This window comes from Accumulibacter sp. (assembly GCF_032229525.1).
In the GTDB taxonomy this organism is placed as follows: Bacteria; Pseudomonadota; Gammaproteobacteria; order Burkholderiales; family Rhodocyclaceae; genus Accumulibacter.
The window spans coordinates 99,151-122,413 of the sequence record NZ_JAVTWB010000253.1; the positions used below are offsets into that span (position 1 = coordinate 99,151).

Here is a 23,263-nt window from a genome sequence, read left to right on the forward strand (position 1 = left end):
CGCCGCCTGACAACTACTGGAGAACACGATATGTTCAAGAACCTCCTTATTCCCACCGACGGTTCGGCCGTTTCGCGCCAGGCCATCAAGGCCGGCATCCAATTGGCGCAGGCGCTCGGAGCCAAAGTCACCGGCTACTACGGGATCGTCATGTTGGCGCCCTCTGTTTTCGGCGATGGCGATCTCATTGAAAAAAGCTTGGTGCGCAAGCTCGACCGGTTGGCGCGGGATACGGGAGAGAAGTATCTCGACGAGATCTCCCGGGCCGCTGCCGCCGCCGGGGTCGACTATTCAGGGGTCATCAGCAAGCCGGCATCGGCTTACGAAGGGATCATCGAGGTTACGAAGAAGAAGCGCTGCGACGCCATCTTCATCGCCTCACGGGGCCGCAGCGAGATCAAGAAGCTGCTGCTTGGCAGCGTCACGCAGAAGGTCCTGTCGCACGCGCAAGTGCCGGTGATCGTCTACCGATAACAGCGACGACTCTCCGGATTAGCCGTTGCACCCCCCAATGCCGATGGCAACCTCCGTGGCCCCCGCCTGCGTCGCCGGCGGTTCTGCCTAGCCGGCGACCCAGAGTATCCACGGGGTGCCGATGACCAGAAACACCAGGGTGCAAAAACCCGTCGTCGCCAGTCCCAGGCGATATAGTTCCCCCTGCTTGAGATAGCCGCTGGCGACGAAGATGATGTTCTGGCTGCCACCCTGCGGTGTAATGACCGAAAAGTAGCTGCTGGCAAACAGGAGCGCATAAGCCATCAAGGCGACGGGAACCCCGGACTTGACGCCGACATCGAGAAACACGCCGAGCAAGGCCAGCACCTGCGCGTTCTGGCTGACGAAACCAAAGTGCAGCAAGACATAGATGACCAGCAAGGCGACATAGGCGACCGGCCAGGCGAGCCCTTCGAGCCCCACCGCCAGTCGTTCCCCGACGTAGCCCATGAAGCCCATTTCGTTGAGCTGGCCACTCATGCCAAAAAGTACCGCCAGCCAGATGAACGTCACCAGCGTGCCGCCCTGCTTACTCATGTCGTCGAGTGTCAGAACGCCGGTGACCAGCAAGGTGGCAAGGCCGGCGAGTGCGATTGACGTCAGGTTCAGCTTGTAGGGAGCGGCGAGTATCCAGCCGGTGATCATGATGGCGAAGGTCACTGCCGTAATCCACTCGTTGCGCGACATCGGCCCCATTGTTCGCAACTCTTTGCGGGCGTGCTCCGGCGCATCCGGGGTGTTGGTGATTCCGGGGGGAAAAAGACGATAGAGCAGCAATGGCAGCAGGGCGATCACCACCAGACACGGTACCGAGGAGGCGAGCAGCCACGAGCCGAAATCGACCTTCAGCCCCTGCGCGGCGGCCAGCGATGCGCCGACCGGATTGCCCGAGGTGGCAGTGAACCACAGCGCCGACGAGATGGCCAGGCTGGACATGCCGCAAAACATCAGATAACCGCCGAGGCGCCGCTTGCTCTCGTCGTCGGGCGTCGAACCGCTGCTCTGCGCCAGTGACAGGATAATCGGGAAGAGCACGCCACCGCGCGCGGTATTGCTCGGGAAGCCAGGGGCGATCAGGGTATCGGTGATAAAGATGCTGTACGCCAGGCCGAGCGTCGATTTCCCGAATACCGAGACTACATAAAGGCTGATCCGCTTGCCTAGCCCGCTCTTGACCACCGCTTGCGAGACCAGGAAGGCGGTGACCACCAGGAGCACGATGGCATTGGCGAACGCGCCGTAGGCCTTGGCTGGGGTCAGCGTATTGGTGAGCACCACGATCGCGCAGGCGAGCAGCGCCGAAGTGAATAGCGGGAAGACATTGAGCACCACCGAGGCAATCGCTGACGCGAAGACGGCGAAGAGGTGCCAGGCCTCGATGGTCAGCCCCGCGGGAACCGGCGCAAACCAGAGGCCGAAGAACACCAGCAGGAGGCCCACCAACTTGACGATTCTTGCCGTTCCGAAAGCGCTTGCACTCATTGCTGACCTCCTGAAACGCTGGGAGCAACTACATCGGGTGAGGCCAGGCGCGCCCAGCCGTTCAGGCCGACGACTCGCCCGGTTAATTCCTCGCCGCCGAGATCACCGATGCGCTGCCATCTGAAGCTGTATTCGCCGACGATTCCGGCATAGCGACCGGTGCCGCCGGTAAACTTGCCTTCGATCAGCTTGCCGGGGCCAACTGCCTCACCGCGCAGGATGCTGAACGCCTGGTCACCATGCTCATCGGTCCACACACTGCGCCCCAGTAGTCCGGTAGTAGGGTCGGAGAAGCCGATCACTTCCGCCCTGAAAGCCAGATCCAGTCGCTGTTTGCCGCTCAGCATCATCGATCCGCTGAGCTTGAAAATACCTGACTGCTGTCCCGGCCCGACATCCAGGATTTGCCGGTTCCCTATGGCCGTCCAGTTGCCCGTGAACGGTCGTATCCCGTCGCTGGGCACCATCGGTGCAGGCGGCGTCTCCGGCTCGCCGCAGGCTGTCACCAACAGCACGCCGAACAGGGCGATGGCGCGCACGCAATGGCGTCTGCATGATTCGCTTGATGAACGCATGGTCATGCCTCCAGGCAGGCAAAGAAGGGGCAAGAAGCTAGCGTCGGCCTCGCCGCTATCTCGGCAGGTGGTCGCGATGGCCCTCAAGCGGCAGACTAGCACCTTGTTTTCGGCAAGGCCAAGATTTTTGCTACGACATTGACAACTTCCCTGCCGGTTGCCAATGTCGTAGCTAGTATTGACGGATCTTCCCTCGAAACAGGGCGTAGGTCGGTAGTCAGGACGATTCGGCATTCCACGCTTTCGTGGGCGAGTGCGTCGCAGGCACTATTTGCCGGTCATAGTCTTTGCGAAGTCACTATCATCACATCGATCCCAATGCCAATGGCGAGGATGGCTGCGCCGAGCGATAGGCCCCGATGAAGCCAGTAGGTGCCTCTGCCTGCGGCCATGCTCAGCGGCCACGCTGCCAGGGCGGACAAGGCCGCCATGCCCGTGATGGAGCCGATTCCGAAGACTGCGACGTAGGCCACGGCAATCAGCGGTTCCCGCGTCGCTGCGACGGCGAGTGCCAGCAGGCCCGCGGAGCCGGCGGCACCATGGACCAGGCCGACCACCAAGGCACGCAGCGGAAACGCGTCGGGGTGGCGGTGGGCGTGTGGATCTCGGGCGTGGGGCACGGTGGCGCGCTGGTGGCCGTGCGCGTGGATGTGCGGGTGGCCAACATCGTGCGTGTGAGCATGGAAATGCACCCGCTGCGCCCGCATCCGGCGCAGCGCATCCAGACCAAGCAGAACCAGCATCACTCCGACCGCGAACTCCAGGGCCGCGGCCATGGTGTCAGTCAGCGTCAGCCCGAACAGAATCACCACTGTGCAAATTGCAAACAGCGTGCAGGCGTGGCCGATACCCCAGACTGCTCCGCGCAGTATTGCACCGCGTGCGCCAGCCTGCCGGTCGACGGCCATTGCGCCCACCGCTGCCAGGTGGTCGGCCTCCAGGGCATGGAGCACCCCGATCAGAAACCCGAGCAGTAAAAAGCTCCCCATACTGTTCTGTCCTCCACGGCCAACCGGGTTCTCGACGAGCCTGGCGCCGATGGAAATCCCGGCTTTGCGGAGCCAAGCCGGTTCCCCGCAAGAAAACCGGCCAGCCAGCAGTGCTTTAGAACACTTCCGGGACGTACTTTACGGGATGGTCACTTTCCTGGTGCTTGCCGGCGCTTTGCCGCTTGGGCAGGGTGATTTTCGGTGCCGTCGGCACTTCGTAGGGGATGCTCTTCAGGATGTGCCTGATGATGTTCAGCCGCACCCGCTTCTTGTCGTCTGATCGCGCCGCGAACCACGGCGCCCATTCGGAATCGGTGGCCTCGAACATGGCGTCGCGGGCCCGCGAGTAGTCGTACCAGCGGCTGTAGGACTTGAGGTCCATCGGTGACAGCTTCCATTGCTTGCGCGGGTCGGTGATGCGCGCCTCGAGGCGGCGTGTCTGCTCGTCCATGTCGACTTCGAGCCAGTACTTGAGCAGGATGATGTCGTTCTTGCTGACCATGAGTTTTTCGAACAGCGGCGCTCCCTTGAGGAAGTCCTGCACCTGCTCGTCGCTGGCGAAACCCATGACGCGCTCGACACCGGCGCGGTTATACCAGCTGCGGTCGAAGATCACCACTTCGCCGGCTGCCGGAAAGTGCGGCAGATAGCGTTGCAGGTACATCTGGGTCTTCTCGCGGTCAGTTGGCGCAGGCAGGGCGACGGTCCTGAAGACGCGCGGACTGACGCGGCCGGTAATCGCCTTGATGGTGCCGCCCTTGCCGGCGCCATCACGGCCTTCAAAGACGATGATTACCTTGAGGCCCTTGCTGACCACCCATCGCTGCAGGTGCACCAGCTCGGCCTCGAGTTTTTCGAGTTCCTTCAGGTAGGCCTTGTTGGACATTTTCTTCGCTGGCACCGAGGTGTCACTGACGGCTGATGGTTCCCGCGTATCGGGGCTGGAGATGTGCTCGCGCTTGGCCTTCTTACCTCGCTTGGCTTTCTTGCTCATCTGTTTCTCCTGGTGATTGAAGGTGACGTGCTGTTGTGGGAGCCTGTGCGGTGAGCATCGCCGATTCTGGTTTCGCTCGCTGATCGGGAGGTTTGAGACGTCGCTGGAGCGGGGCCATGATCGCAACGGGCAGGATTAGCGTGTGGGGCCTGGATCCTGCGTGGCATCCTTGTCGGGCTTGCTGCTGGACATTTCCGCGGCCTCGTTCACCCAGCCGCCGCCCATCGCCAGGTAGAGGTTGATCATCGCCTGCAACTGCGTCTGCTGCGTCTGCGTGTATTGCAGTTGAACGTTGAACAGGCTGCGCTCGGCATCTAGGACTTCGATGTAGCTGGTATAGCCGTTGTCGTAGCGCAGTCGCGCGGTCGCTGAATACTGCTGCAGCGCCTGCACCTGCTGCCTTTGAGCGCGCAGTTGCTCGCGTGTCCGGTCCTGATTGATCAGGGCATCATTGACTTCGCGGAAGGCTTCCTGGATCGCTCGCTGATAGGCGAACAGCGCTTGCTGCTGCGCGGCCTCGGCTTCCTGCACCTGACCGGCGATGGCGCCGGCGGTGAAGATCGGCATGCTGATCGGTGCCGCGTATTGCCAGACCTTCGATTGGCTGTTGAACAGGTTGCTCAGGCCGTTGCTGGCGTAGCCGAGCAGGCCGGTCAGCGAGATGGTCGGAAAGTAGGCCGCTTTGGCCGCACCGATCAGCGCGTTGGCGGCGATCAGGTTCTGCTCGGCCAACTGGATGTCGGGCCGGCGTTCGAGGAGATCGGATGGCAGTCCGGCGGGGATGGTTGGCAGCTTGAGCTGGTCGATGTTCTTGCCGCGGGCGATCGGTCCTGGATTGCGACCGAGCAACAGGCTTAGGCCATTCTCCTGCTGGGCGATCGCTTTTTCGATCGGCGGGATGCTGGCCAGCGCCTCGTCGTACTGCGACTTGTTCTGGCTCAGTTCGAGCACCGAGATGACACCGCCCAGGTAGCGATCCTTGAAGACGTCGTACGACTCGCCGCGGCTTCTGGCCGTCGACTGCGCGATTTCCAGCTGACGATCGAGGTCGCGAAGATTGATGTAGGCGCCTGCGACGCGGCCGACCAGCGACAGGACAACCGCTCGGCGCGCATCTTCGCTGGCCAGCAGTTGCGCCTTGGCGGCTTCGTTCAAGCGGCGGATACGCCCCCAGATGTCGATCTCCCAACTGGCGGCGATCATGGCCTGGTAGCTGTTGTAGGTGGAAGGGCTGCTTGCTCCCGGAAGCGTACTGCGCTGCCGGCTGGCCTCGTAACTGGCACCCACCTGCGGGAAGAGTTCGGCGCGAACGATGCCATAGCGGCCGGCGAACTCCTCGATACGGGCGCTGGCGATCAGCAGATCGTGGTTGTTGCGCAGCGCGGTGGTCACCAGTTCGTCGAGGACCGGATCGTCGAACTGCTTCCACCAGGGGGTGTTGGCGAGGTCGTTGGCGGTCTGTTCGGTGAGGCGCCAGGCCGGTGGCGTCTCGACCTGGGGGCGAAGGTAGTCGGGGCCGATCATGCAGCCACTGGCGAGCAGGGCCAGCAGTGCCGCTAGCAAGGACTTACGCATGGCCGCCCCCTTCCGCTGTGGCAACCTTCTCGGCTGGCTGGGCGCTGCTGTCGCCGTCGCCATCGTCGTCAGGGTGACGATAGGGACCCGTATAGCCTTTGTGCGCCAGTTTCTCGACGACGTAGAAAGATACCGGGATGATGAAAACGGCGATACAGGTCGCCGCCAGCATGCCGCCGATGACCACGCCGCCCATCACCTGGCGTGAGATGGCGCCGGCACCGGTGGACAGGGCCAGCGGCACCAGACCGAAGATAAAGGCAAAGGAAGTCATCAGGATCGGCCGCAGGCGGAGCTGGGCACCCTTGAGCGTTGCCTCGGCCAGCGAGAGTTTGCCTTTCTCGTACTCCAGTTTGGCGAACTCGACGATCAGGATGGCGTTCTTGGCGGCCAGACCAATCAGCATCACCAGCCCGATCTGCGCATAGATGTTGTTTTCCTGGCCACGCAGCAGCAGTGCGGCGAAAGCGCCGGCAACGGCGATCGGGGTTCCCAAAAGGACCGAAAACGGCAGTGACCAGCTCTCGTATTGCGCGGCGAGAATCAGGAACACGCAGAGCAGAGAAAAGGCGAAGATGACCATTGGCGAAACGCCCTGCTGGGCGCGCTTTTCCTGATACGACATGCCCATGTAGTCGTAGCCCATTTCCTTCGGCATGGTCTCGGCGAATACGTCTTCGAGTGCCTTCATGACCTGGTCCGAGCTGTAGCCGGGCGCCGCCGAGGCATTGATCTGGGCGCTGCGGTAGAGGTTGTAGCGCATGGTGAACTCCGGCCCGGCGATGTTGCGAATCGACGTCAGCGCCGAAAGCGGCACCGTTTCACCTTTGGCATTGCGCACCGAGAACTGAGCGATATTCTCGATGTTGGTGCGGTAGTCCCCCTCGGCCTGAACGTAGACCTGCCACTGGCGTCCGAAGCGGTTGAAGTAATTGATGAAGCCGCTGCCCAGGAAACTCTGCAGCGTCTTGTAAACATCATCGATGTTGACCCCCTGTTTGAGCACCTTGTCGCGGTCTACGTCGATGAAGAGTTGCGGCACCGTGGGCCGGAAGGTGGTCGACACGCCAGCCAATTCGGGGCGCTTTTTCGCCGCTTCGACGAACTTGTTGGTCTGCTCGGAGAGAAAGGCGATGTCCTTGCCGGCGCGATCCTGGAGAATGAAGGTCGCGCCGCCCGAGGTGCCAACGCCGGGGATCGCCGGTGGTGGAAACGAGAAGCCAATGGCGGCGCTGACGCCGCTGAGCCGCTTGTTCAATTCGGCCTTGATCGCTTCGTACTGCTCTTCGGGTGCCTTGCGCTCGGCCCAGTCTTTGAGGGTGATGAAGAAGAATGCGCTGTAGGTGTTCTGAACCTGGCTCAGCATGTTGTAGCCGATCACCGTGGTCGTGTACTGGACGCCCGGCACCCCCATGATCAGCTCTTCTGCCTGCTTGGCGACCTCCCGTGTGCGTTGCAGTGAGGCTGCATCGGGGAGCTGTATGCCGGCGTAGACGTAGCCCTGGTCCTCGTCCGGCAAAAAGCCACTGGGCGTGATCTTGCCCAGGAACCCGGCGGCGACGGTAAGGCCGAGCAGGAAGAAGAGGCTGAGCACGCTCTTGCGGATGGCCATCCGGCAGGTGCCAACGTAGCCGCCGGTGAGCCGGTTGAAGCCCTTGTTGAACCAGTCGTAGAACTTCTGGAGCGGACCGGTTCCTCTGACCTTGGGCTTGAGCAGCAGGGCGCAGAGGGCAGGGCTGAGGGTCAACGCGTTGACCGCGGAGATGATCACCGACAGGGCGATGGTGACCGCGAACTGCTGGTAGAGCTGCCCGGTGATGCCCGGAATCATGGCCGTCGGCACGAACACCGCAGTCAGGATGACGGCGATGGCGATCACCGGGCCGGTGACCTCGTCCATCGCCTTCATGGTTGCCGCCTTGGCCGACAAGCCTTGCTCGATGTGGTGCTCTACCGCCTCTACAACGACGATGGCGTCATCGACCACCAGGCCGATGGCCAGCACCAGTCCGAACAGCGACAGCGTATTGATCGAGAAACCGAAAACCGGGAAGAGCATGAAGGTGCCGACCAGCGAGACCGGTACGGCCAGCAGCGGGATCAGCGTTGCGCGCCAACCTTGCAGGAAGGCGAAGACGACGATGATCACCAGGGCGATCGCCTCGAGTAGCGTGTGCTGGATGGCCTTGATTCCCTCGGTGACCGACAGGGTGGTGTCGAGGGCGACGACGTATTCGAGATCTGGCGGGAAACTCTCCTTGATGGTTTTCATCAGTGCCTTGGCACCATCGGCTGCCTCGAGGGCATTGGCGCCGGGCATCTGATAGATGGCAATCAGCGTGGCGGCCTTGCCATCGAGCCTGCCTTCCATGTTGTAGGTTTGGGCACCGAGTTCGATGCGTGCCACGTCGCGAACGCGAACGATCGAGCCGTCCGGGTTGGCGCGCAGCACGATGTTGCCGAATTGCTCTTCACTCTCCAGCCGACCCTGCGCGCGCACCGCGTAGGTAAATTCCTGCCCCTGCGGCACCGGTTCGGCACCTACCGTTCCCGCCGGATTGACCGTGTTTTGCGCCTTGACCGCGTTGACGATTTCCGGAATGGTGATGTTCAGCTTGGCCAGTTGATCGGGCTTGACCCACAGCCGCATGGCGTACTGGCCGGCGCCGAAAACGGTGACGCTGGCGACGCCCTTGACCCGCGTCATCTGATCGTTGATGTTGATGTAGGCGTAGTTGGAGAGAAAGACGCCGTCATAGGTGTTGTTCGGTGAGTAGAGCGCGAACATGACAAGGGGCGACGCGGTCGACTTCTGTACCGTGACGCCGAAGTTGCGTACGTCGGCCGGGAGCTGCGAATCAGCCTGGCCTTGCCGCATCTGGGTGAGGATTTGATCGGTGTTGGGGTCGGTGGCAATATCGAAGTTGACCGTCAGCGTCGACTGGCCGTTGTTGGCATTGATCGAATACATGTAGTTCATGTTGTCCACGCCCGACATCTGCTGTTCGATCGGGGTGGACACCGCCTGTTCAACGGTCAGCGCGTCAGCGCCGGTGTAAGAACTGTTGACCTTGATCTCTGGCGGGACGATGTTCGGGAACTGGGCGATCGGCAGTCCCGCCATCGCCACCAGGCCGATCAGCGTCATCAGGATCGAGAGGACCATGGCGACGATCGGCCGATTGATGAAGAACTTGGCCATGGCCGCTTACCCCTTGCTTTCGGACGCGGGGGCCGCGGGTTTTTCCCCGGCTTTGGCCGGTTTGGTTGCGGTGGCCGGTGCTGATGGCGCGAAGGGCTTCGGATTGACCGTGCTCCCTTGCCGGGCCTTCTGGGTTCCTTCGGCGATGACTTTTTCGCCAGGCTGCAGGCCGCTGGCGATGATCCAGTCCGAACCGATCCGCTCGCCGACGGTGACCGGACGGATGTCCACCTTGTTGTCGGCGCCGACCACGGCCAGCAGGTACTTGCCCTGGATTTCCGTGACCGCGCGCTGCGGTACCAGCAGCGCCCCCTCGTTGACCGACATCGTTGCCCGGACCCGGCCGTACTGGCCGGGGCGGAGCAGGTGGTCGGGATTCGGGAAAAGGGCGGCGGCCTTGAAGGTGCCGGTGGTCGGGTCTACCTGCCGATTGAGTACCGAGAACTTGCCCTGTTCGGGGTAGACTGAGCCGTCTACCAGGATCAACTCGAGCGGAACCTTACCGCGCTCGTGTGTGGGGCCTTCGGCGAGAATTGCCCGGGCCAGGGGGAGGTACTCGCTCTCGCTGAGGTTGAAGTAGACCTTGATCGGATCGACTGTGGACACCGTGGTCAGTTCCGTCGGCATGCTCGGGCTCAAGAGGTCGCCGATCTGGGCCTTGGCGATGCCGGCGATGCCGTCGATGGGCGAGGTGATGCGGGTGAAGCCGAGGTTGAGTTTCGCGGTCTGCAGGGACGCTTCGGCGGCGTCGAGCGATGCCTTTGCCGACAATTCGGCACCGGTACTGTCATCCAGATCTTTCTGGCTAACCGCATTTTTCGCCGCCAGAGGCTTGACCCGCGCCAGGGTGGCGCGGGTCGTTTCGTACAGAGCGCGCTGCTGGGCGCGCAGCCCCTTGGCCTGGTCAACAGCGGCCTCGAACGTGCGTGGATCGATCTCGAAGAGCAGCTGCCCCTTTTTCACCAGATCGCCTTCCCGATACTTCTGTTTGATCAGATAGCCGGTCACTTGCGGACGGATGACGGCGTTGACGTCCCCGTCCAGCGAGCCGATCCACTCAGCATAGATCGGCACATCCTTTTGTGCCACGGTCACCACTTCGACGATCGGTGGTGCGGGCGCTGCGGCTTTCTCCTTGCTGTCACAGCCTGTCGTGAGCAACAGGGCCACGCCGGCCAAGCCCGCGGCCGTGCAGCCGAGAGCATGGCGCACGCATGAAGAAGAAAATGTCTTGGAGGTCATGACGGCTCCTGCTTTGGGACTGTGGGAGTGGTGTGTTGCTGCTCGGAGAGTTCGCGAAGTGGACGAGAATAATCGGGCGCAGGGACGCCTCGCGCTCTCCGCTCGTTCGGGGAAAGTGAAGTTCCCGATTGCATAGGCGACGATTATGCCGGATGTGAGGTCGCGAATCCAGCCCGACAAGGTCGCCCAAGCGAACGGCCGGACAGGGGGGCTGCCGGCGAGGCGGGCCTTCCCGGCTGGTTGATGCCCGCCGGGAAGGCCCGTTCCTCACGCAAGGAAGAACTGCGGACTTACTTGCGCGTTTCGACCATCACCATCGGTTCATCCGCGACCACTGCCGTTTCGCGCTTGCGGCGGGGTTGAGGCGCCGGCTCAGTGCTTTCCGGTTGCCGCGCTTGAACCTTGTCTTTGCTCGTTTCAACCATCACCATGCCGCTGCTTTCGATCGCGGTCGGGATACCCGGTGACGCCGCTGCAGTCTCGACGCGTTCGATTACTGTGGCGACTACCTCCACCGCTGGGGCTTCGATGGCCTTCCGAACCGCGGCGCTGGTCGGCTCTTCAACTGCGGCGGGCTCTTCGACCACCGTCGGCGTGTCGACTGCTGCCGGGACCTCGTGGGCTACGGGAGCTTCGACGACCAGCGCTGCCAGGCCTTCCTCGGCCATGACTTGAGCTTCGCCAGAAACGGCAGTTGTTCCATCGGCATCGACAGTCGCAGCCGGTGTGGTGTCGATGGTTGGCGCTGGCGTTGCTGCTGGCGCCGTATCAGCCGCCATGCTGACCTGATCGGCCGTGTCCGCGAGCGGGGTGGCGCTTGTGGCTTGCTCTGGCGTGTAGACGGCAGTGGCCGCAGTTGCTGCCGCGACTCCGCTCTGCAGCAGGTCAAGTTGTTTCTCGGGGCTCTCCAGGGTCTCGGGGCTCTCGGTTTTCTCGCCGCGATCCCGGCGACCACCGCGACGGCCGCGGCGACGTGGGGCAGTGCCGGTTTCGTCGCCTGTCCGCCCGGGCGCGGGGCCATTGCCCGGGGACGGGGCCGGCGGCTGAACGTCGGCTGTTGCCTCGGCGACTGGCGCCGCGTTCTGGTCCTTGCGTTCGCCGCGCGGTTCGCCGCGCGGGCGACGGGGTGGACGCGGCTCGCGAGGTTTCTGTGGCTCGTTCCGGGCGTGCGCTGATGCCTGTGCCTGTTCCTGCTGCGGCGGCGTTTCTTTCTGCTCGCGGTTGACACCGTCGGCAGGTGCGTCACGCGTTTCGTCGCGGCGATTGTTGCGAGGGTTGCTCCGGCGGGGCTCGCGCCTCGCCTCACGCGGCGGGCTGCTGGCGCGAGCTGGCTTGGCGGCTTCCGGAGCGGCTGCGGGTTCGGGCTTGTGCTGGAACCAGGACAATATCCTGTTCAGGAAGCCGCCCGTCTGCACTCCAGGTTTCTCGACATCGCTTGCTGGCGTTTCGCTGCGCATCGGCGCTGGCTGGGACGGCGTGATGCCTTTGATCGCTGCTTCCGGCCGCGGCGCTTTCGCGTCACCGCCGGCTGCCGTCTCGCTGCCATCGGCTACCGTAGGCATTTCGACCATGCGGTAGGATGGCTGCTGCAGCTCGTCCTGGACCAGTTCGTCCTGGCGAACACGAACGATGGTGTGTTGCGGTGTTTCCAGGTGCATGTTCGGAATCAGCAGGACGGCGACCTTGTGCCGCAGCTCGACGGCCTGGACGTCGGTACGCTTCTCGTTGAGCAGGAAAGTGGCGACGTCTACCGGTACCTGTGCATGCACTGCCGCCGTGTTGTCTTTCATCGCCTCCTCTTCGAGGATGCGCAGGATGTGCAGGGCAGCCGACTCGGTGCTGCGGATGTGGCCCGTTCCCGAACAACGGGGGCAGGCGATGTAGCTGGTTTCAGCGAGTGCCGGGCGCAGGCGCTGGCGTGACAACTCGAGCAGGCCGAAGCGGCTGATCTTGCCGGTCTGCACGCGTGCGCGGTCGAAGCGCAGGGACTCGCGGACGCGATTCTCGACGTCACGCTGGCTGCGCGCGCTCTCCATGTCGATGAAGTCGATGACGATCAGGCCACCGAGATCGCGCAGACGCAACTGGCGGGCGACTTCTTCCGCGGCTTCGAGGTTGGTCTTCAGCGCCGTTTCTTCAATATCGGCGCCGCGTGTCGAGCGACCCGAGTTCACGTCGACCGATACCAGAGCCTCGGTATGGTCGATGACGATGGCGCCACCCGACGGCAGACTGACCTGGCGTGAATAGGCGGACTCGATCTGATGCTCGATCTGAAAGCGCGAGAACAAGGGCACATCGTCGCGATAGCGCTTGATACGATTGACTGTCCCTGGCATCACGTGTGCCATGAACTGTCCGGCCTGTTCAAAGACGTCATCGGTGTCGATCAGGATCTCGCCAATATCCGGTTGGAAATAGTCGCGGATGGCGCGGATGACCAGACTTCCTTCCTGATAGATCAGGAAGGCGCCCTTCTGCTCCTGTGCAGCGGCTTCGATCGCTTTCCACAACTGCAAAAGGTAGTTGAGATCCCATTGCAGTTCTTCGGCGTTACGTCCGATCGCCGCCGTGCGGGCGATCAGGCTCATCCCTTGCGGGACCTCCAACTGATCCATCACGTCGCGCAGTTCGGTGCGCTCACTGCCCTCGACGCGGCGCGAGACACCGCCGCCGCGCGGGTTGTTCGGCATCAGTACCAGATAGCGACCGGCCAGACTGACGAAGGTCGTCAGTGCGGCTCCCTTGTTGCCACGTTCGTCTTTGTCGACCTGGACAATCAGTTCCTGGCCTTCGCGCAGTGCTTCCTTGATGGTTGCACGACCCGCTTCGACACCAGGTTGAAAGAAGGCGCGGGAGACCTCCTTGAACGACAGGAAACCATGCCGTTCGGAGCCGTAATCGACAAATGCCGCTTCCAGGCTGGGTTCGATACGGGTAATGACCGCTTTATAAATGTTGCTCTTTTTCTGTTCCTTGGCGGCCGATTCAATGTCCAGATCAATGAGTTTCTGACCGTCGACAATGGCGACACGCAGTTCCTCGGCCTGTGTCGCGTTAAAAAGCATGCGTTTCATAATAAATTGGGCTCCCACGCGCTCTCACGGGGGAATTGCCTGCTCCAGGCAGCGACGGATTAGTTGTTTGGTGGGTTGCTTGAGAGGCTCTCCGATAGGGCAACTAATAGGGCTAGCTCGCCGACTTGATCAGTCGTCTGGCCTTTAAATTCAAGGACTCCGGAATCTGCCTGGGGCGGTCCGCAGGTGCTGGGCGCGCGCAGTTCAAGTAGTATCGCTACTTAGTGGTGAGCGTACTTAACCAGGTGAATTGCGTTGAGTGATCTTGCGCAGGTTGGCGCAAGCGAGGCGGCTGAGGCCTGCCGGAAAGTGCGTCGCAATTGCTTTAGAATTGGCGCCGCTCGACGGTCTCACGGGTCAGCGCCTCTTTCAACTCCAGACGCAAAACGAGCAAAGTATATTCAATATGGCCGAAGTTAGCAAAAACTCCGTGATCCATGAACTGATCACCGAGAACGAACACGGGCAGCGATTGGACAATTTGCTGCTGAAGAAGTGCAAAGGCGTGCCAAAGAGCCATGTTTACAGCGTGGTGCGTAGCGGCCAGGTGCGAGTGAATGGGCGGCGGGCAGCGGTTTCCTACCGTTTGCAGACTGGCGACGTGGTGCGCATTCCGCCGATGCGTACGGCCCGCGTCGAGCAGGAGGTGGTGGACGGGGCGGCACTGAAGGTGCAACTGCCCGTGGTCTACGAAGACGATGGCTTGCTGATCGTCGACAAACCGGCCGGCATTGCCGTGCACGGCGGCAGTGGTGAGAGCTTCGGCGTCGTCGAGGCGCTGCGCCGGCAGCGGCCGCAGGCTCGTTTTCTTGAACTTGCGCACCGGCTTGACCGCGAGACTTCCGGCCTGCTGCTGCTCGGCAAGAAGCGTTCGGTGTTGCTTGCCCTGCACGAGATGTTCCGCGCGGGTGCCCGCGGTGGTAGCGAACGCGGCGCGGACAAACGCTATCAGGTACTGGTGCTTGGGCGCTGGATGGACCCACTACGCAATGTCAGGCTGCCTTTGCACAAGTATCTGCTGGAGTCGGGCGAACGCCGCGTTCGTGTGGCGGAGGAGGGCAAGGCGGCACATACGGTGTTTCGGCTTTTGGCGCGCTGGGAGCGTTACAGTCTGCTGGAAGCGGAACTAAAAACGGGCCGAACCCACCAGATTCGCGTCCATCTTGCACACCTCGGTTATCCGATTGCCGGCGACGAAAAGTACGGTGATTTTGCGCTCAATCGGGCGCTCGCCCGGGAGGGGTTGAAGCGGATGTTCCTGCATGCCGGAAAGATCAGCCTGCCGCATCCGCAGGATGGTCGGGAGCTGGTGGTGGAAGCTGCCTTGCCGGGTGCCTTGGCGCAGTTCCTGCAAAAGCTTTCGACGAAGGAGAAACAGGACTATGGCGGCACGGTTTGATCTGTTGGTCTTCGATTGGGACGGCACCCTGCTGGATTCGGCCGAGGCCATCGTCGGCGCCATCAATGCCGCTTCCCGCGACCTGGGTTTGCCCCCACCCCCGGAGCAGCGAGCCCGCCATGTGATCGGGCTTGGTCTGCGTGAGGCGCTGCGCCATGCCTTGCCGGATTTGCCGGAAGGCCGTTATCCACAGATGGTCGAACGCTACCGCCATCACTACCTGTCGCATGATCACGAGTTGAAGCTGTTTGATGGTGCGGCGGCGTTGATCGCCGAACTTGCCGGGGCGGGTTTCCTGCTCGCGGTGGCGACCGGAAAGAGTCGGGCCGGTCTCGATCGCGCCTTGCAGATCAGCGGCCTTGGTGGTTATTTTCATGCCTCACGCTGCGCTGACGAGTGTTTTTCCAAGCCGCATCCGCAGATGCTCGAAGAGTTGATGGATGAGTTGTCGGTCGAGCCCGGGCGGACCTTGATGATTGGTGATACGACACACGATCTGCAGATGGCGAAGAACGCCGGTGTCGCCTGTCTGGCGGCGGCCTATGGCGCCCATCCGGCGGCGGCACTGGAGGCTCTGGCACCACTGGCGCAATTGGCGAAGGTCGAGGAGATGGCCGCATGGCTGCGGACGCACGCGTGATCTGTCTTTCGGCCGATTTGCTCGACGGCGGGCCGGGCGTTCGCTTCACCGTCCGTGTGCACGATATCGAAGAGCCGGCATTCGCCGTGCGCTGGCGCGGTCGTGCGGCGGCCTACCTCAATCGCTGTGGTCACGTACCGGTTGAGCTGGACTGGCAGCCCACTGAATTCTTCGATGATTCCAAGCTATACTTGATTTGCGCAACCCATGGTGCGCTGTACTCTCCTCAAGACGGTCGCTGCCTGGGTGGCCGTTGTAACGGTAGAGGCTTGACACCGCTGACCGTCGAAGAACGTGATGGCGCAATTTATCTTACCGCAAGCGAGCAGAAACCTTGACTACCCCAAGCCCTGAGAACGAACCCCAGTGGGAGCGACAGTTGTTGGAGAAACTGGCTTTGGCTGCGCTGCAGGAGCAGCGAGCGAAGCGCCGTTGGGGAATATTTTTCAAGCTGGCAGGCTTGTCCTACCTTGTCGCCGTGCTGGTTCTGTTCGTCGATTGGGGTGCTCCGGACGCGCTGGCCGATGGCAGGCATACGGCGGTTGTTCACCTCAATGGCACGATCGAAAGTGGTGGCGAGTCCAGTGCTCAGAATATCAACGAGGCACTGCGTTTCGCTTTCGGAGACAAGGGGACCGCAGGCGTCATCCTGCGGGTCAATAGTCCGGGCGGCAGTCCGGTGCAGGCGGGTATCGTCCATGACGAGATCCGCCGCTTGCGCGCCAAGCACCCGCAGATTGCCCTGCATGTGGTTGTCGAGGACCTTTGTGCCTCGGGCGGCTATTACGTCGCTGTCGCAGCCGACCAGATCTTCGTCGACAAGGCCAGTATCGTCGGTTCCATCGGCGTGCTGATGGACGGTTTTGGTTTCACCGGGACGATGGAAAAACTTGGCGTCGAGCGTCGGTTGCTGACGGCGGGAGTGAACAAGGGTTTCCTTGATCCGTTCTCGCCGCAAGACGCGAAGCAGAAAGTGCACGCCCAGGTCTTGCTTGGCGAGATCCACAAGCAGTTCATCGAGGTTGTCCGGCAGGGGCGGGGTGCGCGGCTGAAGGAGACGCCGGAAATGTTCAGCGGTTTGATGTGGACCGGCTCGCAGAGCGTCCAGTTGGGCCTGGCCGATGGCTTTGGGACCGTCGGATCGGTGGCGCGTGACGTGATCAAGGCCGAGAGAATCGTAGACTTCACGGTCAAGGACAACATCGCCGAACGTTTTGCCAGGCGTCTGCGTGCCGAAACGACCACGGGTGTGGCAGCGCTGCTTGGCGCAATCGGACTGCCGGCGTTGCGTTGACTGCCTTTCAGCCCGGCCGTGACTAGGCTTGCAAGAGAAATACCGTCGGTCGGCGATTAATTTCCGGTAGCGGTTGCCGCTGCCATGCCGAAACCTGGCGCGTCGTGATCTGCTCGCTGTCCAGTGTCAGGTCGGTGGCGACGCAGATTCTCGTAGCGGGGGCGCAAGTCTTGATCAGCGATTCAAGCATCTGCTGATTGCGGTACGGGGTCTCGATGAAGATCTGCGCCCGCTGCCCCTGTCGAGACTCCTTCTCGAGTTCGCGCAAGCGCTTTTCGCGCTCCCCTGGCGCACTTGGCAGATAGCCGTGAAAAGCGAAGCTCTGGCCGCTTAGCCCCGAGCCCATCAAAGCGAGCAGGATGGACGACGGGCCGGTCATCGGAACGACCTGGAGGCCCTCCTGGTGGGCCAAAGCGACCAGCGTGGCGCCAGGGTCGGCAACGGCCGGGCAGCCGGCCTCCGAGATCAGCCCGACATCCGTTCCCGCCATTAGCGGTGCCAGAAGGGCCGGGAGAGCCCCGGCCGGTGTGTGCTCGTTGAGTTCCTGAATTGCGATCTGCTGCAGAGGCAAGGTGCACGGCAGTGATTTGAGGAAGGCGCGTGCCGACTTGGCGTTCTCGGCGACGAAGTGGCCAAGCCCTTGTGCGCAAGCAATGACAGCCTGCGGCAGGACCGCGATCACGGCTGTCTTGCCAAGCGGAACGGGGATCAGATACAGCTTCCCTTTATTCATAATGTGCCTTAAATTGCTTCTGTAATATCAGGCTTTTAAAGGAAAAACATTTTCAATTCTCAGCAGGTCGCAAAGGGCTATGAGCGGCAGGCCGATCAGCGCATTGGGGTCTTCGCCTTCGATCTTGGCGATCAGAGCGATGCCCAGCCCTTCAGATTTGGCGCTGCCTGCGCAGTTGTAGGGTTGCTCCTTGCACAGATAGTTTTCGATTTCTTCGTCTGTGAGGTTGCGGAAGGTGACCCGTGTCGGTACGCCGCGTAAATGTGATGCGCCCGTTCTGGCATTCAGCAGACAGAGGCCGGTATAGAAATCGACGCAGCGGCCGCGCATTGCCTGCAGTTGGCGTACGGCATTCTCATGCGTTCCAGGTTTGCCGAAGATGTGACCGTCCAGGATGGCCACCTGATCGCTGCCGATGATCAGCGCGTCTGGAAACAGGCACGCGACCGCTCGTGCCTTTGCTTCCGATAGGCGCAGGGCGCTGGCTTCCGGCTGTTCGCCGGGCAGCAGCGCTTCGTCAACGGCCGGATTCGCGGTTTCGAAGGGCAAGTGAAGGCGGGCCAGAAGCTCGCGCCGGAACGGCGAGGTCGAGGCAAGAATGAGTGGTGTGCTGGGCATCTGATGACCGGTGGCGGCGTGACGATCCGGACGGCGCAGAAAAAAATCAGGAAAACTCTTCTTTTGCGACGTCACTGCTTTGACTTCAAAAGCCGAAAATAATATCATGCCGCCCTTATGTCGCGACGCGTCGTCATTGATAGTCTGGCTTTCGCAGTTGAAGGTAGGTCGCTGCGAGGCGAACTGCCGCTGTCCACGCTGAGCCGTTTGCTTGATCTGCTAACCGATCCCGACGGTTCTCTGACCTATGGGATCGATGGCGGCCTGGGACCTCGCAACAGGTCACAGCTGGTAGTCAAGGTTGACGGTGTCGTCTCCCTGTGCTGCCAGCGCTGCCTGGAACCGCTGGAGTACCCGTTACAGTTGTGCAGTCTGCTCGAGTTTGTCGACAGTGACAGCGATCTGACGCAGGATGAGCTGGAGGATGATTCCAGGGACTTTCTTCCCGCTCAGAAGGAGCTAGATGTGGCGCTTCTGATAGAGGATGAAATTCTTCTTGCACTGCCTGCGGCGCCGCGCCACGAAGACTGTGTCCTGCCCGGTGGTGGGCGAGCATCGGCAGTAGAGTCGCCTTTTTCAGTATTGGCCGGCCTTAAAGGCAAGGCTTAGTGAGTTTGATTTTAGGAGTTTGTCATGGCCGTTCAGCAGAACAAGAAGTCCCCATCCAAGCGTGGCATGCATCGTGCGCACGATTCGTTGAGCAACCCGGCACTGGCGGTCGAGCCGACGACTGGTGAAGTGCATCTGCGCCACCACGTCAGCCCGACGGGCCACTATCGCGGCAAGAAGGTCGGCAAGGGTTCCGGCGAGTGATTCCTCCTGATTGGGCAGGCAGGTTCCCCTGTTGGTGAACTGCCTGCCTTTTCTTTTGTTCCCACCGATATGACTATCACTGTCGCCATTGACTGCATGGGCGGAGATCATGGCCCTGGGGTGACGGTTCCTGCGGCGATCGAGTTCGTGCGCGATCATGCTGACGTTCATGTCATCCTGGTCGGTCTCACCGACAGCATTGTGCCGTTGGTCGGGGACGCCGCAATCGATCGCGTCAGCATTCGCCATGCCGCCGAGATGGTGTCGATGGACGAGTCGCCGTCTATGGCGTTGCGCAACAAGAAGGACTCGTCGATGCGCGTGGCGGTCAATCTGGTCAAGAACGGCGAGGCCGACGCCTGCGTTTCTGCCGGCAATACCGGTGCGTTGATGGCTATCTCCCGTTTCGTCCTCAAGATGCTGCCCGGTATCGATCGCCCGGCGATCTGCGGCGTTCTGCCAACCATTACCGGGCATGTCCACGTGCTCGATCTTGGCGCCAACGTCGACTGCAGTCCCGAGCATCTGCTGCAGTTCGGGATCATGGGTTCGTCCCTGGTTTCGGCGCTCGAGCACAGGGATCGACCGACGGTCGGTATCCTCAATATCGGTGAGGAAGAAATCAAGGGCAATGATGTGGTCAAACGTGCTTCAGAGTTGCTTTGGGAGTCGGGCCTGAATTTCGTCGGCAATGTCGAAGGGGACGGGCTGTACAAGGGTGCCGCAGACGTGATCGTCTGTGACGGTTTCGTGGGAAATGTCGCACTCAAGACTTCGGAAGGTCTGGCGCAAATGCTGGCCACCTTCCTGCGGCAGGAATTCAGACGCAACTTGTTTACCAAATTGGCTGCAGTGATCGCTTTGCCGGTCGTCAAGCGCTTCAAGAACCGGGTCGACCATCGGCGATATAATGGCGCCACCTTGCTGGGCTTGAAAGGTATTGTCGTCAAGAGCCACGGTTCGGCGGATGCCTTTGGCTTTGCCTACGCGCTGCGGCGTGCTGCGGAAGAGGCCAGAAGTGGCGTTCTGGCGCGGATCAGTGAACGAGTGGCGCAACAACAACCGCTTCAGGAGACCGCATAGCATGTTCTCCCGCATTACCGGTGTCGGCAGTTATCTGCCGGGTCAGGCCGTCAGCAACGATGATCTCGCGGGCCGCGGCATCGCCACCAGCGATGAGTGGATCGTCAGTCGAACCGGCATCAGGTTTCGCCATCTCGCAGAAGAGGGCGAGACGTCGAGTGATCTTGCTCTGCAAGCGAGCCGTCGGGCGCTGCTTGCCGCCGGGCTGGAAGCCTCGGATGTAGACTTGATCGTTGTCGCGACTTCGACACCGGACTACATCTTCCCGAGTACCGCTTGTCTGTTGCAGAGCAAGCTGGGAAATCATGGCGCGACAGCCTTCGACGTGCAGGCCGTCTGCAGCGGTTTCGTGTACGGGCTGACGATTGCCGACAAGTTCATCCGCTCGGGTAGTCATCGACGCGCGCTGGTGGTTGGCGCCGAGGTGTTTTCGCACATTCTCGACTGGTCTGATCGTGGCACCTGCGTGCTGTTTGGCGATGGTGCCGGCGCGGTGGTGCTGGAAGCCTCCGAAAGACCCGGCATTCTGGCGACCGCCTTGCATGCCGATGGCGCTCATCACGATATTCTTTCGGTCCCGGGCAGCGTTTGTGGTGGCAAAGTGACCGGCGATCCCTTCCTGCGCATGGATGGGCAGGCGGTGTTCAAGTTTGCCGTTCGCGTGCTCGCAGAGGTTGCCGGGGAATGCTGTGAGGCGGCAGGCGTTTCGCCATCCGATATCGACTGGCTGATCCCGCACCAGGCCAACACTCGTATCCTGGAGGCGACGGCAAAAAGGATGAAAATGCCGATGGACAAGGTCGTGGTGACCGTCGACCGGCATGGCAATACGTCGGCTGCGTCCGTTCCTCTGGCGCTGGACGAGGCGGTTCGCGACGGGCGTATTCGGGCGGGACAGAAGATCATGCTCGAAGGCGTTGGTGGTGGCTTTACCTGGGGTGCGGTTCTGTTGGAGTTTTAAGGGGGATACATGGCGTTCGCGTTTGTTTTTCCGGGTCAGGGTTCGCAATCGGTCGGCATGATGTCGGCCTATGGCGACTCGTCGGTGGTGCGAGCCACCTTCGACGAAGCATCGGTTGTGCTGGCCCAGGACCTGTGGCAACTGCTTGCCGATGGCCCGGCCGAGGCCTTGGCGCAGACCGTCAACACCCAGCCGGTGATGCTTACCGCCGGCGTCGCCGTCTATCGTCTGTGGCTTGACAAGGGCGGCAAGCTGCCGGCCGTCGTCGCCGGCCACAGCCTTGGTGAATACTCGGCGCTGGTCGCCGCCGGAGTGGTCGCTTTCACGGATGCGGTGCCGCTGGTCCGCTTGCGTGCGGCTGCGATGCAGGAAGCCGTGCCGGCGGGTGCTGGCGCGATGGCCGCGATTCTCGGTCTCGATGACGAGAAGATAGCCGCGGCTTGCGCCGAAGCGGTGGCTGCAGGCGATGGCGCGGTCGTTGAACCGGTCAATTTCAATGGGCCTGGGCAGACCGTGATTGCCGGCAGCAAGCTGGCGGTCGAACGCGCCTGCGAAGCCTGCAAGGCGCGTGGCGCCAAGCGGGCAGTACTTTTGCCGGTTTCTGCACCTTTCCATTCGTCGCTGATGCGTCCGGCAGCAGACAAGCTGGCCCAGCGGTTGGCTGAGCTGAACTTCGCCGCACCGCAAATACCGCTGATCAATAACGCCGATGTGGCGATCGAGTCGGACCCGGCGCGGATCAAGGATGCCCTGGTTCGGCAGGCTTACTCGCCGGTACGTTGGGTCGAGACGATGCGCAAGATGGCGGCAATGGAGATCGGCACAGTCGCCGAATGTGGGCCCGGGAAAGTCCTGACGGGTCTTACAAAACGCTGTGCGGATACCCTGACCGGCGTCGCACTCGCTGATCTGGCCGCAGTCGACGCCGCCATCGCCAGCCTGGAGCACGGATGAGGCTGGACGGAGAAATTGCCCTGGTTACCGGTGCGTCTCGTGGCATCGGGCAGGCCATAGCCCTCGAACTGGCCAGCCTCGGGGCAACGGTCGTCGGAACGGCCACCAGCGCCGAGGGTGCTGCCAGTATCTCGGCTGCCCTGAGCGATGCTGGCCACAAGGGTGAGGGCGCTGTCCTGGAAGTGCGTGACGCGACGCAGGTCGACGCGTTGATCCGCCTCATCGAGACAAGCTACGGTAGCGTGTCGGTACTGGTCAACAATGCGGGCATCACTCGCGACAACCTCTCGATGCGTCTGAAGGACGATGAGTGGGACGCAGTCGTCGACACCAATCTGAAAGCAGTCTTCCGCCTTTGCAAGGCGGTCATGCGCGGAATGATGAAAGCTCGGCGCGGTCGAATCATCAACGTCACTTCAGTGGTCGGCCATGCGGGAAATCCGGGTCAGGCCAACTACTGTGCGGCCAAGGCCGGGGTCGCCGGGATGAGCCGGGCGCTGGCGCGCGAACTGGGTAGCCGCAACATTACCGTCAATTGCGTGGCGCCAGGCTTGATCGACACCGACATGACGAGAGCTCTGGAGGACCAGCAGAAGGAACTGCTGCTGGGCAGCATTCCACTCGGTCGTCTTGGCTCGCCGCAGGATGTCGCTTCGGCGGTCGCTTTCCTGGCTTCGGCGGGCGCCGGCTATGTCACGGGAACGACGATTCACGTCAACGGCGGCATGTTTGTCGGCTAAGCCGGCCTGGCACCAGCAAGTGTCCTGTCGGTACTGTGCGATGATTGGTAAGTTCTGGTCATTTTGCTAGAATGGCGCATTTCTGTTTTATCCATAGACTTTGGGAAGGAGCACTTTGATGGAAAATATCGAGCAACGTGTGAAGAAGATCGTCGCCGAGCAACTCGGCGTCAATGAAGCGGACATCAAGAACGAATCGTCGTTTGTCGACGATCTCGGCGCTGATTCGCTGGATACGGTAGAACTGGTGATGGCTCTGGAAGAAGAGTTCGAGTGCGAAATTCCGGATGATGAAGCCGAGAAGATCACGACCGTTCAGCAGGCTATCGACTACGTGGTCGCGCACAAGAAGTAATTCGCTGATCCGGTATCCCTGCGGTCGGACGCTCAGGGAGCG

At 61.7% G+C, this 23,263-nt stretch carries 22 protein-coding genes; 12 read left to right on the top strand and 10 right to left on the bottom strand.

Features of this window, described 5'->3' with window-relative positions:
- Positions 1-474: universal stress protein (locus tag RUW20_RS20185; RefSeq protein WP_313954009.1), on the top strand; the 474-nt coding region annotated here is incomplete at its 5' end.
- Positions 475-561: 87 nt separating this feature from the next.
- Here RUW20_RS20185 and RUW20_RS20190 read toward each other — a convergent pair.
- The 8 genes from RUW20_RS20190 to RUW20_RS20225 all read right to left on the bottom strand — a co-directional run bounded on the left by RUW20_RS20190 (position 562) and on the right by RUW20_RS20225 (position 13,631).
- Positions 562-1,977 (bottom strand): DASS family sodium-coupled anion symporter, encoded by a 1,416-nt coding sequence (locus RUW20_RS20190; RefSeq protein WP_313954010.1) that lies wholly within the window; start codon positions 1,975-1,977, stop codon positions 562-564.
- A complete protein-coding gene (locus RUW20_RS20195; protein ID WP_313954011.1) occupies positions 1,974-2,516 on the bottom strand; it encodes a hypothetical protein in 543 nt (180 codons plus the stop codon). The genes RUW20_RS20190 and RUW20_RS20195 overlap by 4 nt, the downstream gene beginning before the upstream one ends.
- Before the next feature lie 314 nt (positions 2,517-2,830).
- A complete protein-coding gene (locus RUW20_RS20200; RefSeq protein WP_313954012.1) occupies positions 2,831-3,541 on the bottom strand; it encodes a high frequency lysogenization protein HflD in 711 nt (236 codons plus the stop codon).
- A 115-nt stretch (positions 3,542-3,656) separates the two neighbouring features.
- Positions 3,657-4,427 carry a polyphosphate kinase 2 gene (ppk2, locus tag RUW20_RS20205; RefSeq protein ID WP_313954051.1) on the bottom strand — a complete coding sequence of 257 codons (771 nt, stop codon included), beginning with the start codon at positions 4,425-4,427 and terminating at the stop codon, positions 3,657-3,659.
- A gap of 243 nt (positions 4,428-4,670) precedes the next feature.
- Complete coding sequence (locus RUW20_RS20210; protein WP_313954013.1) at positions 4,671-6,110, bottom strand: efflux transporter outer membrane subunit; 1,440 nt, start codon at positions 6,108-6,110, stop codon at positions 4,671-4,673.
- Positions 6,103-9,312 (bottom strand): multidrug efflux RND transporter permease subunit, encoded by a 3,210-nt coding sequence (locus RUW20_RS20215; RefSeq protein WP_313954014.1) that lies wholly within the window; start codon positions 9,310-9,312, stop codon positions 6,103-6,105. The genes RUW20_RS20210 and RUW20_RS20215 overlap by 8 nt, the downstream gene beginning before the upstream one ends.
- Positions 9,313-9,318: 6 nt before the next feature.
- Positions 9,319-10,554 (bottom strand): efflux RND transporter periplasmic adaptor subunit, encoded by a 1,236-nt coding sequence (locus RUW20_RS20220; RefSeq protein ID WP_313954015.1) that lies wholly within the window; start codon positions 10,552-10,554, stop codon positions 9,319-9,321.
- A gap of 290 nt (positions 10,555-10,844) precedes the next feature.
- A complete protein-coding gene (locus RUW20_RS20225; RefSeq protein WP_313954016.1) occupies positions 10,845-13,631 on the bottom strand; it encodes an Rne/Rng family ribonuclease in 2,787 nt (928 codons plus the stop codon).
- A 406-nt stretch (positions 13,632-14,037) separates the two neighbouring features.
- Between RUW20_RS20225 and RUW20_RS20230 the strand changes: the two genes are divergently transcribed.
- The 4 genes from RUW20_RS20230 to RUW20_RS20245 are packed head-to-tail and all read left to right on the top strand — an operon-like array spanning position 14,038 to position 16,964.
- Positions 14,038-15,030: an RluA family pseudouridine synthase gene (locus RUW20_RS20230; protein ID WP_313954017.1), complete on the top strand. Its 993-nt coding sequence runs from the start codon at positions 14,038-14,040 to the stop codon at positions 15,028-15,030.
- Positions 15,014-15,670, top strand: coding sequence for an HAD-IA family hydrolase (locus RUW20_RS20235; protein WP_313954018.1), 657 nt, complete (start codon positions 15,014-15,016; stop codon positions 15,668-15,670). Before RUW20_RS20230 ends, RUW20_RS20235 begins: the two co-directional genes overlap by 17 nt.
- Positions 15,649-16,008 (top strand): Rieske 2Fe-2S domain-containing protein, encoded by a 360-nt coding sequence (locus tag RUW20_RS20240; protein ID WP_313954019.1) that lies wholly within the window; start codon positions 15,649-15,651, stop codon positions 16,006-16,008. The genes RUW20_RS20235 and RUW20_RS20240 overlap by 22 nt, the downstream gene beginning before the upstream one ends.
- Positions 16,005-16,964 carry a S49 family peptidase gene (locus tag RUW20_RS20245; protein WP_313954020.1) on the top strand — a complete coding sequence of 320 codons (960 nt, stop codon included), beginning with the start codon at positions 16,005-16,007 and terminating at the stop codon, positions 16,962-16,964. The genes RUW20_RS20240 and RUW20_RS20245 overlap by 4 nt, the downstream gene beginning before the upstream one ends.
- A gap of 22 nt (positions 16,965-16,986) precedes the next feature.
- Here the strand turns inward: RUW20_RS20245 and RUW20_RS20250 are convergent, their stop codons facing one another.
- Positions 16,987-17,697, bottom strand: coding sequence for an SAM-dependent methyltransferase (locus RUW20_RS20250; RefSeq protein ID WP_313954021.1), 711 nt, complete (start codon positions 17,695-17,697; stop codon positions 16,987-16,989).
- A gap of 27 nt (positions 17,698-17,724) precedes the next feature.
- A complete protein-coding gene (locus RUW20_RS20255) occupies positions 17,725-18,315 on the bottom strand; it encodes a Maf family nucleotide pyrophosphatase (protein WP_313954052.1) in 591 nt (196 codons plus the stop codon).
- A gap of 117 nt (positions 18,316-18,432) precedes the next feature.
- On the opposite strand from RUW20_RS20255, the gene RUW20_RS20260 reads away from it, so the two are divergent.
- The 7 genes from RUW20_RS20260 to acpP all read left to right on the top strand — a co-directional run bounded on the left by RUW20_RS20260 (position 18,433) and on the right by acpP (position 23,221).
- Positions 18,433-18,924: a YceD family protein gene (locus RUW20_RS20260; protein WP_313954022.1), complete on the top strand. Its 492-nt coding sequence runs from the start codon at positions 18,433-18,435 to the stop codon at positions 18,922-18,924.
- A gap of 24 nt (positions 18,925-18,948) precedes the next feature.
- On the top strand, positions 18,949-19,128 hold the full coding sequence (rpmF, locus tag RUW20_RS20265) for a 50S ribosomal protein L32 (RefSeq protein WP_313954023.1): 180 nt from the start codon (positions 18,949-18,951) through the stop codon (positions 19,126-19,128).
- A gap of 69 nt (positions 19,129-19,197) precedes the next feature.
- Complete coding sequence (gene plsX / locus RUW20_RS20270) at positions 19,198-20,211, top strand: phosphate acyltransferase PlsX (RefSeq protein WP_313954024.1); 1,014 nt, start codon at positions 19,198-19,200, stop codon at positions 20,209-20,211.
- A gap of 1 nt (position 20,212) precedes the next feature.
- Complete coding sequence (locus tag RUW20_RS20275; RefSeq protein WP_313954025.1) at positions 20,213-21,172, top strand: beta-ketoacyl-ACP synthase III; 960 nt, start codon at positions 20,213-20,215, stop codon at positions 21,170-21,172.
- A gap of 9 nt (positions 21,173-21,181) precedes the next feature.
- Positions 21,182-22,126 (top strand): ACP S-malonyltransferase, encoded by a 945-nt coding sequence (fabD, locus tag RUW20_RS20280; protein ID WP_313954026.1) that lies wholly within the window; start codon positions 21,182-21,184, stop codon positions 22,124-22,126.
- Positions 22,123-22,866: a 3-oxoacyl-ACP reductase FabG gene (fabG, locus tag RUW20_RS20285; protein WP_313954027.1), complete on the top strand. Its 744-nt coding sequence runs from the start codon at positions 22,123-22,125 to the stop codon at positions 22,864-22,866. Before fabD ends, fabG begins: the two co-directional genes overlap by 4 nt.
- A 118-nt stretch (positions 22,867-22,984) precedes the next feature.
- The gene (acpP, locus tag RUW20_RS20290; protein WP_291992740.1) at positions 22,985-23,221 is read left to right on the top strand and encodes an acyl carrier protein; all 237 of its coding nucleotides are present in this window, start codon (positions 22,985-22,987) and stop codon (positions 23,219-23,221) included.
- Positions 23,222-23,263 lie beyond the last annotated feature (42 nt).

Bases quoted from the DNA above. Each gene is read 5' to 3' on its own strand.
- RUW20_RS20190 (WP_313954010.1), bottom strand. From the start codon at position 1,977: ATGAGTGCAAGCGCTTTCGGAACGGCAAGAATCGTCAAGTTGGTGGGC.
- rpmF (WP_313954023.1), top strand. From the start codon at position 18,949: ATGGCCGTTCAGCAGAACAAGAAGTCCCCATCCAAGCGTGGCATGCAT.
- fabG (WP_313954027.1), top strand. From the start codon at position 22,123: ATGAGGCTGGACGGAGAAATTGCCCTGGTTACCGGTGCGTCTCGTGGC.
- ppk2 (WP_313954051.1), bottom strand. From the start codon at position 4,427: ATGTCCAACAAGGCCTACCTGAAGGAACTCGAAAAACTCGAGGCCGAG.
- RUW20_RS20235 (WP_313954018.1), top strand. From the start codon at position 15,014: ATGGCGGCACGGTTTGATCTGTTGGTCTTCGATTGGGACGGCACCCTG.
- RUW20_RS20250 (WP_313954021.1), bottom strand. From the start codon at position 17,697: ATGAATAAAGGGAAGCTGTATCTGATCCCCGTTCCGCTTGGCAAGACA.
- RUW20_RS20225 (WP_313954016.1), bottom strand. From the start codon at position 13,631: ATGAAACGCATGCTTTTTAACGCGACACAGGCCGAGGAACTGCGTGTC.
- RUW20_RS20200 (WP_313954012.1), bottom strand. From the start codon at position 3,541: ATGGGGAGCTTTTTACTGCTCGGGTTTCTGATCGGGGTGCTCCATGCC.
- plsX (WP_313954024.1), top strand. From the start codon at position 19,198: ATGACTATCACTGTCGCCATTGACTGCATGGGCGGAGATCATGGCCCT.
- acpP (WP_291992740.1), top strand. From the start codon at position 22,985: ATGGAAAATATCGAGCAACGTGTGAAGAAGATCGTCGCCGAGCAACTC.
- fabD (WP_313954026.1), top strand. From the start codon at position 21,182: ATGGCGTTCGCGTTTGTTTTTCCGGGTCAGGGTTCGCAATCGGTCGGC.
- RUW20_RS20260 (WP_313954022.1), top strand. From the start codon at position 18,433: ATGTCGCGACGCGTCGTCATTGATAGTCTGGCTTTCGCAGTTGAAGGT.
- RUW20_RS20240 (WP_313954019.1), top strand. From the start codon at position 15,649: ATGGCTGCGGACGCACGCGTGATCTGTCTTTCGGCCGATTTGCTCGAC.
- RUW20_RS20255 (WP_313954052.1), bottom strand. From the start codon at position 18,315: ATGCCCAGCACACCACTCATTCTTGCCTCGACCTCGCCGTTCCGGCGC.
- RUW20_RS20275 (WP_313954025.1), top strand. From the start codon at position 20,213: ATGTTCTCCCGCATTACCGGTGTCGGCAGTTATCTGCCGGGTCAGGCC.
- RUW20_RS20210 (WP_313954013.1), bottom strand. From the start codon at position 6,110: ATGCGTAAGTCCTTGCTAGCGGCACTGCTGGCCCTGCTCGCCAGTGGC.
- RUW20_RS20230 (WP_313954017.1), top strand. From the start codon at position 14,038: ATGGCCGAAGTTAGCAAAAACTCCGTGATCCATGAACTGATCACCGAG.
- RUW20_RS20220 (WP_313954015.1), bottom strand. From the start codon at position 10,554: ATGACCTCCAAGACATTTTCTTCTTCATGCGTGCGCCATGCTCTCGGC.
- RUW20_RS20215 (WP_313954014.1), bottom strand. From the start codon at position 9,312: ATGGCCAAGTTCTTCATCAATCGGCCGATCGTCGCCATGGTCCTCTCG.